The 14,117-nt window shown below is 66.1% G+C and carries 15 protein-coding genes; 9 read left to right on the top strand and 6 right to left on the bottom strand.

From position 1 onward, the window contains the following. Positions 1-91 precede the first annotated feature (91 nt). The 3 genes from VZC37_RS05445 to VZC37_RS05435 all read right to left on the bottom strand — a co-directional run bounded on the left by VZC37_RS05445 (position 92) and on the right by VZC37_RS05435 (position 3,005). On the bottom strand, positions 92-502 hold the full coding sequence (locus VZC37_RS05445) for a DUF302 domain-containing protein (protein WP_330431382.1): 411 nt from the start codon (positions 500-502) through the stop codon (positions 92-94). Positions 503-523: 21 nt separating this feature from the next. After that, positions 524-793, bottom strand: coding sequence for a metal-sensitive transcriptional regulator (locus tag VZC37_RS05440; protein WP_330431381.1), 270 nt, complete (start codon positions 791-793; stop codon positions 524-526). A gap of 67 nt (positions 794-860) precedes the next feature. After that, positions 861-3,005 (bottom strand): MMPL family transporter, encoded by a 2,145-nt coding sequence (locus VZC37_RS05435; RefSeq protein WP_330431380.1) that lies wholly within the window; start codon positions 3,003-3,005, stop codon positions 861-863. A 209-nt stretch (positions 3,006-3,214) separates the two neighbouring features. Here VZC37_RS05435 and VZC37_RS05430 point away from each other — a divergent pair, with 209 nt between their 5' ends. The 3 genes from VZC37_RS05430 to purB are packed head-to-tail and all read left to right on the top strand — an operon-like array spanning position 3,215 to position 5,730. Beyond that, the gene (locus tag VZC37_RS05430; protein ID WP_330431379.1) at positions 3,215-3,808 is read left to right on the top strand and encodes a TetR/AcrR family transcriptional regulator; all 594 of its coding nucleotides are present in this window, start codon (positions 3,215-3,217) and stop codon (positions 3,806-3,808) included. Positions 3,809-3,838: 30 nt separating this feature from the next. Then, positions 3,839-4,249 carry a hypothetical protein gene (locus VZC37_RS05425; protein ID WP_330431378.1) on the top strand — a complete coding sequence of 137 codons (411 nt, stop codon included), beginning with the start codon at positions 3,839-3,841 and terminating at the stop codon, positions 4,247-4,249. A 53-nt stretch (positions 4,250-4,302) separates the two neighbouring features. Continuing rightward, positions 4,303-5,730, top strand: a complete 1,428-nt coding sequence (gene purB, locus VZC37_RS05420; protein WP_330431377.1) for an adenylosuccinate lyase — start codon at positions 4,303-4,305, stop codon at positions 5,728-5,730. A gap of 181 nt (positions 5,731-5,911) precedes the next feature. Here purB and VZC37_RS05415 read toward each other — a convergent pair whose 3' ends face one another. Continuing rightward, positions 5,912-6,202, bottom strand: coding sequence for an Rdx family protein (locus VZC37_RS05415; protein WP_330431376.1), 291 nt, complete (start codon positions 6,200-6,202; stop codon positions 5,912-5,914). 35 nt (positions 6,203-6,237) lie between these two features. On the opposite strand from VZC37_RS05415, the gene VZC37_RS05410 reads away from it, so the two are divergent. Next, complete coding sequence (locus VZC37_RS05410; RefSeq protein ID WP_330431375.1) at positions 6,238-7,128, top strand: phosphoribosylaminoimidazolesuccinocarboxamide synthase; 891 nt, start codon at positions 6,238-6,240, stop codon at positions 7,126-7,128. A 3-nt stretch (positions 7,129-7,131) separates the two neighbouring features. Next, positions 7,132-9,279 (top strand): S9 family peptidase, encoded by a 2,148-nt coding sequence (locus VZC37_RS05405; RefSeq protein ID WP_330431374.1) that lies wholly within the window; start codon positions 7,132-7,134, stop codon positions 9,277-9,279. 258 nt (positions 9,280-9,537) lie between these two features. Here the strand turns inward: VZC37_RS05405 and VZC37_RS05400 are convergent, their stop codons facing one another. Together VZC37_RS05400 and VZC37_RS05395 are read right to left on the bottom strand one after the other, a co-directional pair. After that, positions 9,538-11,094 carry a DHA2 family efflux MFS transporter permease subunit gene (locus VZC37_RS05400; protein ID WP_330431373.1) on the bottom strand — a complete coding sequence of 519 codons (1,557 nt, stop codon included), beginning with the start codon at positions 11,092-11,094 and terminating at the stop codon, positions 9,538-9,540. Then, on the bottom strand, positions 11,091-11,636 hold the full coding sequence (locus VZC37_RS05395; RefSeq protein WP_330431372.1) for a MarR family winged helix-turn-helix transcriptional regulator: 546 nt from the start codon (positions 11,634-11,636) through the stop codon (positions 11,091-11,093). Before VZC37_RS05395 ends, VZC37_RS05400 begins: the two co-directional genes overlap by 4 nt. 131 nt (positions 11,637-11,767) lie before the next feature. Between VZC37_RS05395 and VZC37_RS05390 the strand changes: the two genes are divergently transcribed. From VZC37_RS05390 to VZC37_RS05375, 4 genes are all read left to right on the top strand, one after another. After that, the gene (locus VZC37_RS05390; RefSeq protein WP_330431371.1) at positions 11,768-12,250 is read left to right on the top strand and encodes a glutathione peroxidase; all 483 of its coding nucleotides are present in this window, start codon (positions 11,768-11,770) and stop codon (positions 12,248-12,250) included. A gap of 202 nt (positions 12,251-12,452) precedes the next feature. Beyond that, positions 12,453-12,692 (top strand): phosphoribosylformylglycinamidine synthase subunit PurS, encoded by a 240-nt coding sequence (gene purS / locus VZC37_RS05385; protein WP_330431370.1) that lies wholly within the window; start codon positions 12,453-12,455, stop codon positions 12,690-12,692. A 13-nt stretch (positions 12,693-12,705) separates the two neighbouring features. After that, a complete protein-coding gene (gene purQ, locus VZC37_RS05380) occupies positions 12,706-13,386 on the top strand; it encodes a phosphoribosylformylglycinamidine synthase subunit PurQ (RefSeq protein ID WP_330431369.1) in 681 nt (226 codons plus the stop codon). A 13-nt stretch (positions 13,387-13,399) separates the two neighbouring features. After that, positions 13,400-14,077 (top strand): hypothetical protein, encoded by a 678-nt coding sequence (locus VZC37_RS05375; RefSeq protein WP_330431368.1) that lies wholly within the window; start codon positions 13,400-13,402, stop codon positions 14,075-14,077. Positions 14,078-14,117: the final 40 nt, after the last annotated feature.

Raw genomic sequence — 14,117 nt, 5'->3', positions numbered from 1 at the left:
CAGTAATAACTGAGATAACACAAATTTGTGTCATCTCAGTTATCTGGCATTGCCATCCCGGGGCTTCGAGGCGACCTCGGGTCGGGGATGTCTACTGCGAAACCGTCGACTGCAGGGCGGCGATGGCGGCCTTGAGCTTCGACGCGGCGTCGGCGGCCACATCGGGCAATCCCGGGGCGTCGGTCACCTCGACCATGATGTCGGGATTCATCGCTTCCACGATCACCGTGCCGGAGTTTTCGGTGTCGTCCCGGACGACCACGTTGCAGGGCAGGAGGAGGCCGATCTGGCGGTCGATGCCGAGCGCGCGGTGGGCCAGCGGCGGATTACAGGCGCCGAGGATCAGGTAGTTCTCCATGTCCTCGTCCAACTTGGTCTTCAGCGTTGCCTTGACGTCGATCTCGGTCAGCACGCCGAATCCTTGATCGGACAACGCCTCACGCGTACGTGCGACGGCATCGTCGAAGGTGGTCTGCAGAGTCGTGGTGTATCCGAGATGCATTGCTCGTCCTTTCGATAGGGGTCATGCGAGAGCGAGAAACAGTTTCTCGAGCTGCTCCTCGGTCATCGGTTCCATGTTGTCGGCGTCCTCACCGGTCAGACACTGGCGCAACCCGGTCGCGACGATCTTGAATCCGGCGCGGTCGAGGGCCCGCGAGACCGCGGCGAGCTGGGTGACGACGTCCTTGCAGTCGCGCCCCTGCTCGATCATCGAGATCACTCCCGCCAACTGGCCGTGTGCTCGACGCAATCGGTTGAGTACCACGGTGATCGCTTCTTCGTCGCCTACCATGAGGTGCCTTCTCTCTGTTCGGTTGCCACCCACGATCATATACCCCTTGGGGTATGTGCGGTGGAGGTCAGTGGCCGAACGAGACCTTCGGTAGGAGGCGCCGAAGCCATGCGGGGCTCCACCACGCCCCATGGCCGGTGATGCGCAGCAGTACCGGGAGCAAGACGAGGCGGACCAGCGTGGCGTCGAGCAGCACCGCCACGCCCAGGATGATGCCCATCTCCTTCGGCGGCAACGGATCTGCGAGAGCGAAGGTGAAGAACACGGCGACCATGACCGCCGCGGCGGCGAAGATCACCCGACCCGAGTGGGCCAGCCCGTCCACATGAGCCACCTTCGGGTCTCCGGAGCGTTCGTAGTGTTCCTTGGCGGTGGCCAGGAGGAAGACGGTGTAATCCATCGCGATCGCGAAGATCATGGCGAAGAAGAACACCGGACCCCACCCGTTCAGGAACCCCTGTGGCTCGAATCCGAGCAGCCCTGCGCCCCAGCCCTCCTGGAAGATCAGCCGCGCGACGCCGAATGCGGCTGCGGTCGACAGCAGGCTCACCACGGTGCCTAGCAGGGCGATCACCGGAGCCTGCAACGCGATGAGCAGCAGCAGGAACCCCAGCGTGAGAATCACCGCGACAATGATCGGGAACCAGTCGTTCAGTGCCTGCTGGAGGTCGATGTTCTCCGCCGGAGCGCCGCCGACCAGCGCATTCGCCGGCAATGAGGTCCGTAGATCCTCGACGATGGCGTTCATCGTCGGATCGGACGGGTCCACAGCAGGAACGGCCTGCAGCATCGCGAGACCCGACTCGTCGACGGCCGGCTGGGGCGGCGTGACCATCGACACGCCGGGTGTCGATGCCGCGACTTCGGCTGCCTGTGTGGCCTGCCCATCCGGCACGACGATCTGCAGTGCGCCGGGCGCTCCCGGGCCCATCGATTCCTGCACCACGGCGTAGCCCTGGCGTACCGGGGCGTCGTCGGGCACCACGCTGATCGACGGCATCGCGACCTTGAGGCCGATGACAGGCAACGCGAGTGCGATGAGAACGACCAACGCGCCGACAGCGAACGGCCACGGATGGCGGTGCAGCAACTCGCCCCACCTGGCGAAGATCGGCGAACGATGGTGCTGACGCTTGGCCCAGGGCAGGGAGACCGCGTTGACGCGGGTTCCGAGTGCGCCGAGAACGGCGGGTAGCAGGGTCATCGTGGCGGCCAGGACGAAGGTGACCGCCAACATGATGCCCACCGCCATGGTCCGGACCGCAGGCGCGGGCACAAGGAGGACCGCCGACAGGCTCACCAGAACCGTCAGGCCGGACAACAAGACCGCCTTGCCGGCGGTGTCCATCGTCTCGATGGTCGCCGCGATCGGATCCTTGCGGGCGGCCAATGCCGCTCGGAACCGCGAGACCACGAACAGCGCGTAGTCGATGCCCAGCGCGAGCGCGAACATCATCGCGAAGTTCATGGCCCACACCGAAATCGGCGTGACCATGTTGAGTAGCACCAGGCCGCCGGCCGAAGCGACGAGACCGGCAATGGTCAGCAGCAGGGGCAGGCCCGCGGCGACCAGCGAACCGAACGCAATGACCATGATGGCCAAGGTGATCGGCCAGGACACCATCTCCGCCTTGATCATCGCGTCGTGGTTGGCCTTGTTGAAGTCGCTCCACAGCGCGGACGCCCCGGTGGGGTAGACCTCGATTCCGTTGCCGGACAGTGCGGTCAGTTCGTCCTTGTGCTCGTCGACGGCGCGCACCATGTCATCGGTGGTGCCGTCTGCGCCGATCAGGACGATGCCGGTGTGGCCGTCCGGGCTGATGGAGCTGCCGGGCTGCGGTGGCACCACCGCGCCGAACCGGTCGTCGATGGCGGCGATGTCGCTGATCTCGTCGATGACTTGCTGCATTCCGGTGTCGGTGATCGACTGCACATCGGAGTGGACGACCACCTGCACGGCCGCGGAGGAGTTGCCGCCGAAGTGCTCCTGTGCGAGATCGCGTACGGCGACGGACTCGGATCCATTGGCCTGCCATCCGGCGCCGGCGAGGGAGTTGAAGACCGATGGCGCCACGGCACCGAGGCCGATCACGATGAGTGCCCAGGCCGCGAACACCCAGCGCCGATGGACTGCAGTCGCGCCGCCGAGCCGTCCGAGCGGCCCGGATCGCGGGACGTGGTCGGTTCTTGATGGCTGCGAGGTCGTCGTCATGCTTCCTCCGCATTCGTGTGGGACTCATATACCCATGGGGGTATTCCAGGAACGCGATCGAACATACCCCATGGGGTATATGGAGGCAAGGATCCGGATAGGTCGACCGCGCGAACGCGGGACGCGATGGGGGGAGAGTTCCGGTTGCGGGCGAAGTGGCTTTTGCCAAAGCAACACCCCGTGGGCAACCGCTTTGGCAGCATGATTCCATGACTTCGGCGGCGACCCCGAAGGGGCTGCGACGTCGGTCCCGACTCATCGAGGCCGCCGGAGAGTTGCTGCTCGAAGGCGGTTTCGACGCTGTCCGTCACCGTGCGGTCGCCGAACGGGCGCAGCTTCCGTTGGCATCGACCACGTACTACTTCGGATCGCTTGAGGATCTGATGGCCGAGGCCGCCGCCCACGTCTGTCATCACGAGGAGAAGTGCATCGCGCAGCGTCGGGATGCCGTGACACGTCGACGACGCGGCGGGCACGCGACGGCGGATGCGCTTGCCGAGGTGTTCGTCGGGCCCGACACGACCATCGAGACGTTGGCCGCGCGATACGAGACCTTCGCGCTCGCCGCCCGGTATCCAAGGCTGAAGGATGTCGTCATCGATCGGTGGGTGATGTTGGCGGAGATGCATTCCGACGTCCTGCAGCGATCGTTCCGGGTGGCCGAGCCGGCCCACGTCCAGCAGCTGATCGCGGTGGAGGACGGCGCGGTCGTGGGCGCGTTGGGACTGCGTCAGGTCAGCCCGTACATGGCCGCGCGGGACGCGTTGATCGAAGTCATCGAGGTGCTCGCGCCTCGGGAGTAGCAGAGGATCGGCCGACGAGGGGAGCGGACCATGGGATCGGGACGACGACAGGCGCTGAGCCGGCGTTTGGCGGTCACCGCCGCGGCGACGCTCGCCGCGGCCGGGGTAGCGGTGCCCGGGCAGGCGTCGGCCGCGCCGGTCGGGAAGGTCGATGCGGGGGTGCCGTTCTCCTCGATCGTCTACGGGACAGGCTGCTTGTACGAACTCACGGTCGACGTGAACTCCTCGGGCGCCGTGACGTTCTGGGAACGTCCCCGGGGTGGGCCGGCCCGCGTCATCGGAGTGGCCCCTGCGTACGGCGCGATCGCGACGACCAAATGGGTTCCGCGACGAATTGCAACCACCGAACTCTATGCGACACAGAACGGAGCCACCGGTCCGATCGCGGTGTTCCCGGTTCATCAGGGGTACGGGTCGGGGTGGGCCTGCTTCGCGCTGTGACCGCGGAGTCGACGGATTCTTTGGCGTCGACACACCGCGACTAGACTGTGTGCGTGTCGAAGCCCTCCATCAGCAACGTCCTGGCCGGCCGCTACGCCTCTCCCGAGATGGCGGAGATCTGGTCGCCGAACCACAAGATCGCGCTCGAACGCGAACTGTGGATCGCCGTCCTCAAGGCGCAGCGGGACCTCGGCATCGACGTCCCCGACAATGCGATCGCCGACTACGAGAAGGTCGTCGACCAGATCGACCTCGACTCCATCGCCGAGCGGGAGCGGATCACCCGGCACGACGTGAAGGCCCGCATCGAGGAGTTCAACGCGCTGGCCGGTCATGAACAGATCCACAAGGGCATGACCAGCCGCGACCTCACCGAGAACGTGGAGCAACTGCAGATCATGCGTTCGCTCGAGCATGTGCACGCGCACGGCGTCGCGGTGCTCGCCCGCATCGTCGACCGGGCCGCCCAATACTCGGCGATGGTGATGGCGGGTCGAAGCCACAACGTCGCCGCTCAGGCCACCACGCTGGGCAAACGGTTCGCGAGCGCGGCCGACGAGCTGATGATCGCGTTGTCCCGGGTGCGGGAGCTGATCGACCGCTACCCGCTGCGCGGGATCAAGGGGCCGATGGGGACGTCGCAGGACATGCTCGACCTGCTCGGTGGCGACGCGATCAAGCTCGCCGACCTCGAGTCACGGGTGGCCGATCACCTCGGGTTCGCCCGGTCGCTCACATCCGTGGGGCAGATCTATCCCCGCTCCCTCGACCACGACGTCGTCTCGGCCTTGGTGCAGCTCGCGGCGGGTCCGTCGTCGCTGGCGCACACAATCCGGCTGATGGCCGGCCACGAACTTGTCACCGAGGGTTTCCAGCCGGGGCAGGTGGGCAGCTCGGCGATGCCGCACAAGATGAACACCCGCAGCTGCGAACGGGTCAACGGGCTGCAGGTGGTGCTGCGCGGCTACGGGTCGATGGCCGCCGAGCTCGCCGGTGCCCAGTGGAACGAGGGCGACGTGTTCTGCTCGGTCGTGCGCCGGGTGGCGCTGCCCGACGCCTTCTTCGCCATCGACGGCCTGATGGAGACGTTCCTGACCGTGCTCGCCGAGTTCGGCGCCTACCCGGCGGTGATCTCCAACGAACTCGACCGGTACCTGCCGTTCCTCGCCACGACCAAGGTGTTGATGGCGTCGGTGCGGGCCGGTGTCGGGCGAGAAACTGCTCACGAGGCGATCAAGGAGAACGCGGTTGCGGTGGCGCTCGCCATGCGTGAAGAGGGCCGCGAGCCCGACCTGCTCGACCGGCTGGCCGCCGACGACCGCATCCCGCTGGATCGCGCACAACTCGACGCACTGCTCGCCGACAAAACGGTGTTCGTCGGAGCCGCCGAACAGCAGGTCGCCGACGTGGTCGCCGCGGCCGAGAAGGTCATCGCCGAGTACCCCGACGCGGCGACGTACACTCCTGCGCCGATCCTCTGACCAGTCGGTACGCCTTCGTGACGCCCGCTCCTTCGTCGCGGGCTCCTCAGGCAACGGGTGGCGTCGCGGGCTCCCCAGGCAGCGGCGTGCGGAGGATTCCCTCGCTCCCCGAAGAGGTCAAGCGGGTGCGGAGGAGTTTCCCCCTCGATCCCTGAGGAGGTCCGGAGCTTGCGGAGGACCGTCACGAAGGGTCCGCACTCCGGTCCGCGTGGCCGAGATTCCAGTCCGGCAGAGCGACGTCGCGGACCAGCTTCTTCAGGGTGACCGCGTCCGGGAACCCGCCGTCGCGCTTGCGTTCCCACACCTGTTGCCCGTCGACATCGATGTGGAACACCCCGCCCGTACCGGGTACCAGGGTCACCGAGCCCAGGTCGGTCCCGAAGGTGTTGAGCAACTCGCCGGCCATCCACGACGCGCGCAGCAGCCAGTTGCACTGGGTGCAGTAGGTGATGGAGATCTGTGGGCCCGTCACGCGTTGCAGCGTCTCATACCTCTAGTGTCGAAGCCATGCGTCCTGAACTGCAGTCATACACACACGTGGCGTCGGGCAAGGTGCGTGAGATCTACGAGATCGATGCGGGCACCCTGCTGCTGGTGGCGTCCGACCGCATCTCGGCCTACGACCACATCCTGAGCCCGGTCATCCCGGACAAGGGGCGCATCCTGACCGCGATGAGTTTCTTCTGGTTCGACGTTCTCGGCGTGCCCAATCACCTCGCGGGCGGGCCGACCGACGAGCGGATTCCCGCCGAGGTGGTGGGGCGGTCGATGGTGGTCCATCGCCTGCCGATGGTTCAGGTCGAATGTGTGGCGCGTGGGTATCTCACCGGGTCGGGCCTGCTCGACTACCAGGCGACGGGTTCGGTGTGCGGGGTCCAACTCCCCTCCGGTCTGGAGGAAGCCAGCAGGCTTCCGGAGCCGATCTTCACCCCCGCCACCAAGGCCGCGCAGGGCGACCACGACGAGAACATCTCGTTCGACCGTGTCGTCGAGCAGGAAGGGACGGCGCGGGCGGAGCGGCTCCGGTCCACCACCCTCGACATCTACCGCCGCGGTGCGGAGCTCGCGGCGGAGCGGGGGATCATACTGGCGGACACCAAGTTCGAGTTCGGTATCGGCCAGAGCGGAGAACTCGTGCTGGCCGACGAGGTGTTGACCCCGGACTCGTCTCGGTATTGGGAGGCGGCAACGTATCGCCCGGGGCAGGTGCAGCCGAGTTTCGACAAACAGATCGTGCGGAACTGGCTCACCGGGCCGGACTCCGGTTGGGATCGAGTTGCCGATCAGCCGCCGCCGTCCCTGCCGGATGACGTGGTGGAACGCACCCGAGAACGCTATATCGAGGCCTACGAATGGATCTCGCAGAGATCGTTCGATGAGTGGCCGGGGAACGAGTAGGAGATGACAGTGACCACCGACGTCCACGCGCCGGTCGCCAAGAAGGTGCCCAGCGAACGTACCCACCACGGCGACACCTTCGTCGACGACTACGAATGGTTGCGCGACAAGGACGATCCTGAGGTCATCGCATACCTCGAGGGACAGAACGCCTTCACCGAGGCGCACACCGCCCGTCTCGAGGGTCTGCGCGCCGACATCTTCGGGGAGATCAAGAGTCGCACCCAGGAGACCGACATGTCGGTCCCGAGTCGCCGCGGCAGGTATTGGTATTACGCCCGCACCGAGGAGGGCAAGCAGTATGGGTCGCGCTGCCGGTGTCCCATCGCCGGCGACGACGACTGGACGCCACCGGAGGTCGTCGCCGACGCGCCGCTGCCCGGTGAAGAGGTCCTGCTGGACGCCAACATCGAGGCCGAGGGTCACGACTTCTTCAGCCTGGGCGCGTTGACGGTCAGTGACGACGGCAACTGGCTTGCCTACAGCACCGACGTCGTCGGTGACGAGCGGTACACGTTGCGGTTCAAGGACCTTCGAACCGGCGACCTGCTCGACGACGTCATCGCCAATACAGCCGGCGGTGCCGTGTGGTCGGCGGATGCGCGACATGTCTTCTACCAGACCGTCGATGACGCGTGGCGGCCGGACACGGTGTGGCGCCACGACATCGGAGCCGGCACCGACGACGTGCGGGTGTTCCACGAGCCCGATGAGCGATACTGGGTCGGCATGGGTGCAACACGCAGTGACAAGTACCTGATGATCGGGGTCGGCTCCAAGGTCACCTCGGAGGTCTACGTCCTGGCGGCCGACGATCCGACCGGCGAGTTCCACAGCGTCGCACCCCGGGTCGAGGGTGTGGAGTACAGCGTCGAACACGCGGTGATCGACGGCTCCGACCAGTTCCTGATCGTGCACAACGACATCCGGGACGGCGTGAAGGCAGAGAACTTCGCGATCGACATCGCGCCCGTCGGCGACCTGGCGGACCGCCGCGAACTGATCGCCCACGACCCGGAACGGCGGATCGAGGACATCGACGCCTTCCGCGACTACCTCGTCCTGTCCTACCGCCGTGCGGCGCTGCCCAAGATGGCCATCGCCGACCTGCGGGCGATCGACGGAATTCCGGCCGCCACCGACTTCCACGAGGTCACATTCCGGCAGGAACTGTGTTCGGCAGGACTCGCGGCCAACCCCGAATGGTCGACGCCACGCCTGCGCATCGGTTACGGCAGCTTCATCGATCCGACGGAGGTGCTCGACCTCGACGTCGCCACCGGCGAACTGAAACTCCTCAAGCGGCAACCCGTTCTGGGCGGCTACGACGCGGCCGACTACGTCCAGACCCGCGAGTGGGCGACGGCCGCCGACGGGACCGAGATCCCGCTGTCGATCGTGCGCCGCAAGGGCGTTGACGACGCGCGCCCGGCGCCGCTGCTGCTGTACGGATACGGGTCATACGAGGCGAGCATCGACCCATCGTTCTCGGTTTCGCGGCTGTCGATGCTCGACCGTGGGGTGGTGTTCGTGCTCGCCCACATTCGTGGCGGCGGCGAGATGGGCCGCTACTGGTATGACAACGGCAAGACGCTCACCAAGAAGAACACCTTCACCGATTTCGTCGACGCCGCACAACATCTCGTCGACACGGGGTGGACGACGCCGGGACAGATGGTCGCCGAGGGCGGCTCTGCGGGCGGCCTGCTGGTGGGGGCGGTGGCCAACCTGGCCCCGGAGCTGTTCAACGGCATTCTCGCGGCAGTGCCGTTCGTGGACGCGCTCACGTCCATCCTCGATCCCTCGTTGCCGCTGACGGTCATCGAATGGGACGAGTGGGGCAACCCGCTGCACGACCCGGAGGTGTACGCCTACATGCGGTCGTACTCGCCGTACGAGAACGTCGAGGCGAAGCCATACCCACCGATCCTCGCCCTCACGTCACTCAACGACACCCGAGTGTTGTTCACCGAGGCGGCGAAATGGGTTGCGCGGCTCCAGGAGCGGAGCACGTCGGGTAATCCGATCCTGCTCAAGACCGAGATGTCGGCAGGCCACGGCGGTGTCAGCGGACGCTACAAGCAGTGGGAGGAAGTCGCGTTCGAGTTGGCGTGGATTCTGCAGCAGACGGGGGCGGTCGCTCCCGACTGACTGAGGGGCGTACGCCGAGAGAACCCGGAATCTCGCCGACAGAACCCGGTTTCACGCCGACAGAACCTCCTTTCACGCCGACAGAACCCAGAAAATCACCGAGAGAACCCACCGTCTTGGACGGATGCCCGCGTCTGCAGTGCGGGTGGGTTCTCTCGGTGATTTTCTGGGTTCTGTCGGCCGCCGTGCTGGTCGCGTCGACGACGTACGTTCCGGGCCGCCGTGCTGGGCACGGTGGCGACGGGAGTTGCGCTGGCGTCAGTGCATGATGATCGGCGAGGGCTGATCCATGTCCTCTTCCACCAGCGGCGAGGCGATCTTCTTGCGCGGCAGGAACAGCGCCGGGATGAACGTCAATGCGATGAGCACGACCGACACCAGGAACGTCGAGCCGAAGATGTCGGCAGCGGACTCGAAGAACGACGGCGGGATCGGCGCGTTCTGCAGCTCCGGCGGCAGGTTCTGCGGTGCCGTGTTCGACGTGATCGCAACGCCGGCCTGCATGCTGCCGGCCAGTCCGCTGGCCAGGACCACCGAGATGACCGCGGAACCGATCGACGACGAGCTCTGCTGCACGACGTTCATCAGCGTGGAGCCGTCGGGCACCTGCGCGTTGTTCAACGTCGCGAGGGCGGCGGACATGATCGGCATCATCGTCATACCCATGCCGAGACCCTGGACGAACAGGGCACCGCACAGCAGCAGATACGAGGTTTCTGCGCCGAGGAACACGAACACCGACATGCCCGCGAGGAGCAGGAGGATTCCGCCGAGCACGAACTTGCCGGGACCGATCTTGTCGGTCATGCGACCGGCGATCGGCATGGTCAGCATGGCGCCCAGGCCTTGCGGTGCGAGCAGGAGACCGGCGGTGAGCGTGGACTCGCCGCGGACACCGATGAAGTACTGCGGGAACAACAGTGCGGCACCGAAGAACGCGATCATGAACAACGTCATGGTGATCACGGCGACCGAGAGGGTGCGGTTGCGGAACAACCGCAGATCCAGCAGTGGCTTGTCGGTGTGCAGTGCGTGCCAGATGAATCCGGCGATGAGGAGGGCGCCGACGATCGCGGGGATCAGCACACTGGCGCTCATGAAGGTGCGGTGCTCCGCGCTCGACGAGATGCCGAACAGGAACAGCGCGAGACCCGGCGACAGCAGCAGCAGGCCGATGATGTCGATCTTCGGACGCGACGTCGCCTCGTCGTCACGCAGCACGAACCACGAGTAGACGAGAGCGACGATGCCGATCGGCACGTTGATCAGGAAGACCCAGTGCCAGCTGGCCTTCTCGATGAGCAGGCCGCCCAGGATCGGGCCGCCGATCGGTCCGAGAAGCATCGGGATACCGAGCACTGCCATGACCGATCCGACACGCTCGGGCCCGGCCGCCTTGGTGAGGATCATCATGCCGATCGGCATCAGCATGCCGCCGCCGAGACCCTGGATGACGCGGAAGGCGACCAGCGATCCGATGTTCCAGGCGAGGGCGCACAGCACCGAGCCGAGGATGAACAAGACCAGCGAGGTCAGGTACACCTTCTTGGTGCCGAACCGTGAAGCCGCCCAGCTGGACAGCGGGATGACGGCGGCCAATGCCAACGTGTAGCCGGTCGCGGTCCAGGCAGCGCCGGCCGCATCGGTGTTGAACTCCTGCTGGAAGGTGTTCTGCGCGACCGCGACCACGGTGACGTCGAGGATCGACATGATCGCGCCGAGCACGACCACGCCGGCGACCATCAGGACGTGCCGGTCCAGTTTGGTGTCCGGTGGGCCCGCATGCGCGTGCGCCGGAGTGGATGAGGAGGTCATGAAGTGGCTTTCTGTGTGTGGTCTGGAGTCGAGGGGGTGGACGTGCGATCGGTCGACACCGAGAAGTGATCGACATCGGCGTCGATGATGGCTCGGAGAACGTGGTTCAGGTCGTCGCGCAGCGGCTGTGACAGCCCGGTCACGAAGGCTCGTACGGTCTCGCGTTTGATGTCGAGTTGGGTGGTCACCACCTGCGTTCCGGCGGCAGTGAGGGAGATCCGCTTGACCCGGCGATCCGTCGGGTCCTCGCGGCGGTCCACGAGGTCGAGGCTGACGAGCTTGTCGACGGTGCGCCCGGCCGCCGCCAGTGACAGTCCGACGTGGTCGGCGATGTCATTGACCGACATGTCTTCGCCGGCGTCGTAGTGGGCGGCCAGCCCGAACAGGACGCGCATCTGGGAGAAGGTCAGGTCGGTTGCGGCGAGCGCGTCCATCGTCTTCGCCTGGCCGACACAGTTGAGTCGCTCCAGGAATTCGACGAAGGTCGCGCAGGCGGCATCGAGTGCCGTCGTGGCATCGCGAGACTCTTCGGACGTGGACACCCCAAGAAAGTTACGCGCACGCAACTATATCGTCCACGCAATTATTGGTGAGATCGCACATATCTCGCAGGCGCGGGTGATTCGGATCACAGCCTCCGGATGGGCTCGGAGCCTGCGATAGCGTCGGATCCGTGAGCAATATCAAGGACATCCCGGTCAAGGCGCTCGATGGCAGCGCACTCGCTCTCTCCGACTTTGCGGGCCCGTTGCTGGTCGTCAACGTCGCCAGCAAGTGCGGCCTGACCCCGCAGTACACCGGCCTCGAGGAGATCGCCACGACGTACGGCGACCGCGGACTCACCGTCGTCGGTATGCCCTGCAACCAGTTCATGGGGCAGGAGCCCGGCACGGCCGAGGAGATCGCGACATTCTGCTCGACGACCTACGGCGTCACCTTCCCGCTGCTGGAGAAGGCCGACGTGAAGGGCGACGACCAGCACCCGCTATATGCCGAACTCACCAAGGCCCCCGACGCCGACGGCGAGGCCGGCGACGTGCAGTGGAACTTCGAGAAGTTCCTGGTCGGCGCCGACGGCACCGTGATCAATCGGTTCCGTCCCCGCACCGAGCCGACCGACCCGACGGTGGTCTCGGCCATCGAGGCCGTTCTCTGACGTTCTTGCCCCGTCGACTGGGCGCCGTTTCCCGTCGACTGGGCGCCGTTTTCGGTTGAGTGGGTAGCACCGGCGGCACGGCCTTGCCCAGTCAACGAGAAGCGGCGCCCAGTCAACGAGAAGTGGCGCCCACTCGACGGGGCCGGCGTACCGGTAAGCTGATCGCCGGAACTGCGCACCTGTGAGAACGGAGCAACTGCCCATGGCGCGAGTGGTGGTCGATGTGATGCCGAAGGCCGAGATCCTCGATCCGCAGGGCCAGGCGATCGTCGGGGCGTTGGGTCGCCTGGGGTTCTCCGGGATCGCCGATGTCCGGCAGGGTAAGCGTTTCGAACTCGAGGTCGACGACACCGTCGACGACGTCACCCTCGAGCGCATCGCCGAGGAGCTCCTCACCAACACGGTGATCGAGAACTTCAACGTCTCCCGCGTCGCGGAGTAGGGGAGGCTCCGGCATGACTGCTCGAATTGGGGTCATCACCTTCCCGGGCACCCTCGACGACGTGGACGCCGTCCGCGCGGTGCGCATCGCCGGCGCGGAGCCGGTCGAGCTGTGGCACGGCGACGCCGACCTGAAGTCCGTCGACGCCGTCATCGTCCCGGGCGGCTTCTCCTACGGCGACTACCTGCGCGCCGGCGCCATCGCGCGATTCGCTCCCATGATGGGTTCCGTCGTCGACGCCGCCGCCAAGGGAATGCCGGTGCTGGGCATCTGCAACGGCTTTCAGGTGTTGTGCGAGGCAGGCCTGCTTCCCGGGGCGCTGACCCGCAACGAGGGTCTGCACTTCATCTGCCGTGACGAGTGGCTGAAGGTGCAGTCGAACACCACCACCTGGACGACCCGGTTCGAACTCGGCGCGGAGATCCTGATCCCGCTCAAGTCCGGTGAAGGGCGCTACGTCGCCCCGCCCGGCAAACTCGAGGAACTCGAGGGCGAAGGACAGATCGTCTTCACCTACGCCGGCGGCAACCCCAATGGATCTGCCCTCGACATCGCGGGAATCTCGAGCCGCGACGGCCGCATCGTCGGACTGATGCCGCACCCAGAGCACGCGACCGAACCGTTGACGGGACCCAGTGACGACGGGCTCGGCCTGTTCTACTCCGTCATCGACTCGGTCCTCGCCGCAGCCTGATGACCACAGCCCGATGACCTCGGTGATCATGGCGGCCATCGGTGTCGCGATGCTCGTGGTCGGTGCGCTCGCGCTGCGACTGTTACCGAAGGTCGGTGCGGTCGCGGGGCTCGTCGCCGCGATCTGCGTAGGCCTCGCCTACGACAACATCGTCGTCGCCATCGGCAGAGTCGTCGGCTACGGCGACACGCTGATGGCAATCAACATGCCGCGCTTCTGGATTCACGCGGTGATGACGCCGCTGCTGATCATCGTCGCCGGCAACCTGGTGGCGCGACTCGGAGTGGAGCAGGCACGCACCCGCAACGTCGTTCTCGGCGGCTGGGCGCTCGTGGCGATGCTGATCCTGATCGGGATCGTCGAGGACGTCGTACGGCTCGACCTGGCACCTGAGGACGCCGGCGACGCCCTGCGATATGTGAACACGGGCGTCGAGGGAGCGCCAATCCCCGCCATCATCACCGTGTTGGCATTGATCGTCCTGGGCATGGTCGCATGGCGCTACGCAGGTTTCCCGTGGCTGTTCGTCGGTGCCCTGGTGATGTTGATCGCCGCACCGATCGGTAGCTCGGTGCTGTGGGTCGGCAACCTCGGCGAACTCGTCTTGATGGTGTCGGTCCTGGTGACGATGGCCGCGGTCGGCGGTGCGAAGGTGCCGACGACCCCGTCCGTCACCCGTCCCCGCCCGTAATCCGCCCGAGACCCGCCCGGTGAACCGACGACGAACGGAG

Origin of the sequence: Gordonia sesuvii (genome assembly GCF_036350415.1) — a bacterium.
GTDB classification, from domain to species: Bacteria; Actinomycetota; Actinomycetes; order Mycobacteriales; family Mycobacteriaceae; genus Gordonia; species Gordonia sesuvii.
This window is presented reverse-complemented; position numbering and strand designations above follow the sequence as displayed.

Excerpts from the sequence above, each read along its gene's own strand:
- VZC37_RS05445 (WP_330431382.1), bottom strand. The coding sequence starts at position 502 with ATGCATCTCGGATACACCACGACTCTGCAGACCACCTTCGACGATGCC.
- VZC37_RS05440 (WP_330431381.1), bottom strand. The coding sequence starts at position 793 with ATGGTAGGCGACGAAGAAGCGATCACCGTGGTACTCAACCGATTGCGT.
- VZC37_RS05435 (WP_330431380.1), bottom strand. The coding sequence starts at position 3,005 with ATGACGACGACCTCGCAGCCATCAAGAACCGACCACGTCCCGCGATCC.
- VZC37_RS05430 (WP_330431379.1), top strand. The coding sequence starts at position 3,215 with ATGACTTCGGCGGCGACCCCGAAGGGGCTGCGACGTCGGTCCCGACTC.
- VZC37_RS05425 (WP_330431378.1), top strand. The coding sequence starts at position 3,839 with ATGGGATCGGGACGACGACAGGCGCTGAGCCGGCGTTTGGCGGTCACC.
- VZC37_RS05410 (WP_330431375.1), top strand. The coding sequence starts at position 6,238 with ATGCGTCCTGAACTGCAGTCATACACACACGTGGCGTCGGGCAAGGTG.
- VZC37_RS05405 (WP_330431374.1), top strand. The coding sequence starts at position 7,132 with ATGACAGTGACCACCGACGTCCACGCGCCGGTCGCCAAGAAGGTGCCC.
- VZC37_RS05400 (WP_330431373.1), bottom strand. The coding sequence starts at position 11,094 with ATGACCTCCTCATCCACTCCGGCGCACGCGCATGCGGGCCCACCGGAC.
- purS (WP_330431370.1), top strand. The coding sequence starts at position 12,453 with ATGGCGCGAGTGGTGGTCGATGTGATGCCGAAGGCCGAGATCCTCGAT.
- purQ (WP_330431369.1), top strand. The coding sequence starts at position 12,706 with ATGACTGCTCGAATTGGGGTCATCACCTTCCCGGGCACCCTCGACGAC.
- VZC37_RS05375 (WP_330431368.1), top strand. The coding sequence starts at position 13,400 with ATGACCTCGGTGATCATGGCGGCCATCGGTGTCGCGATGCTCGTGGTC.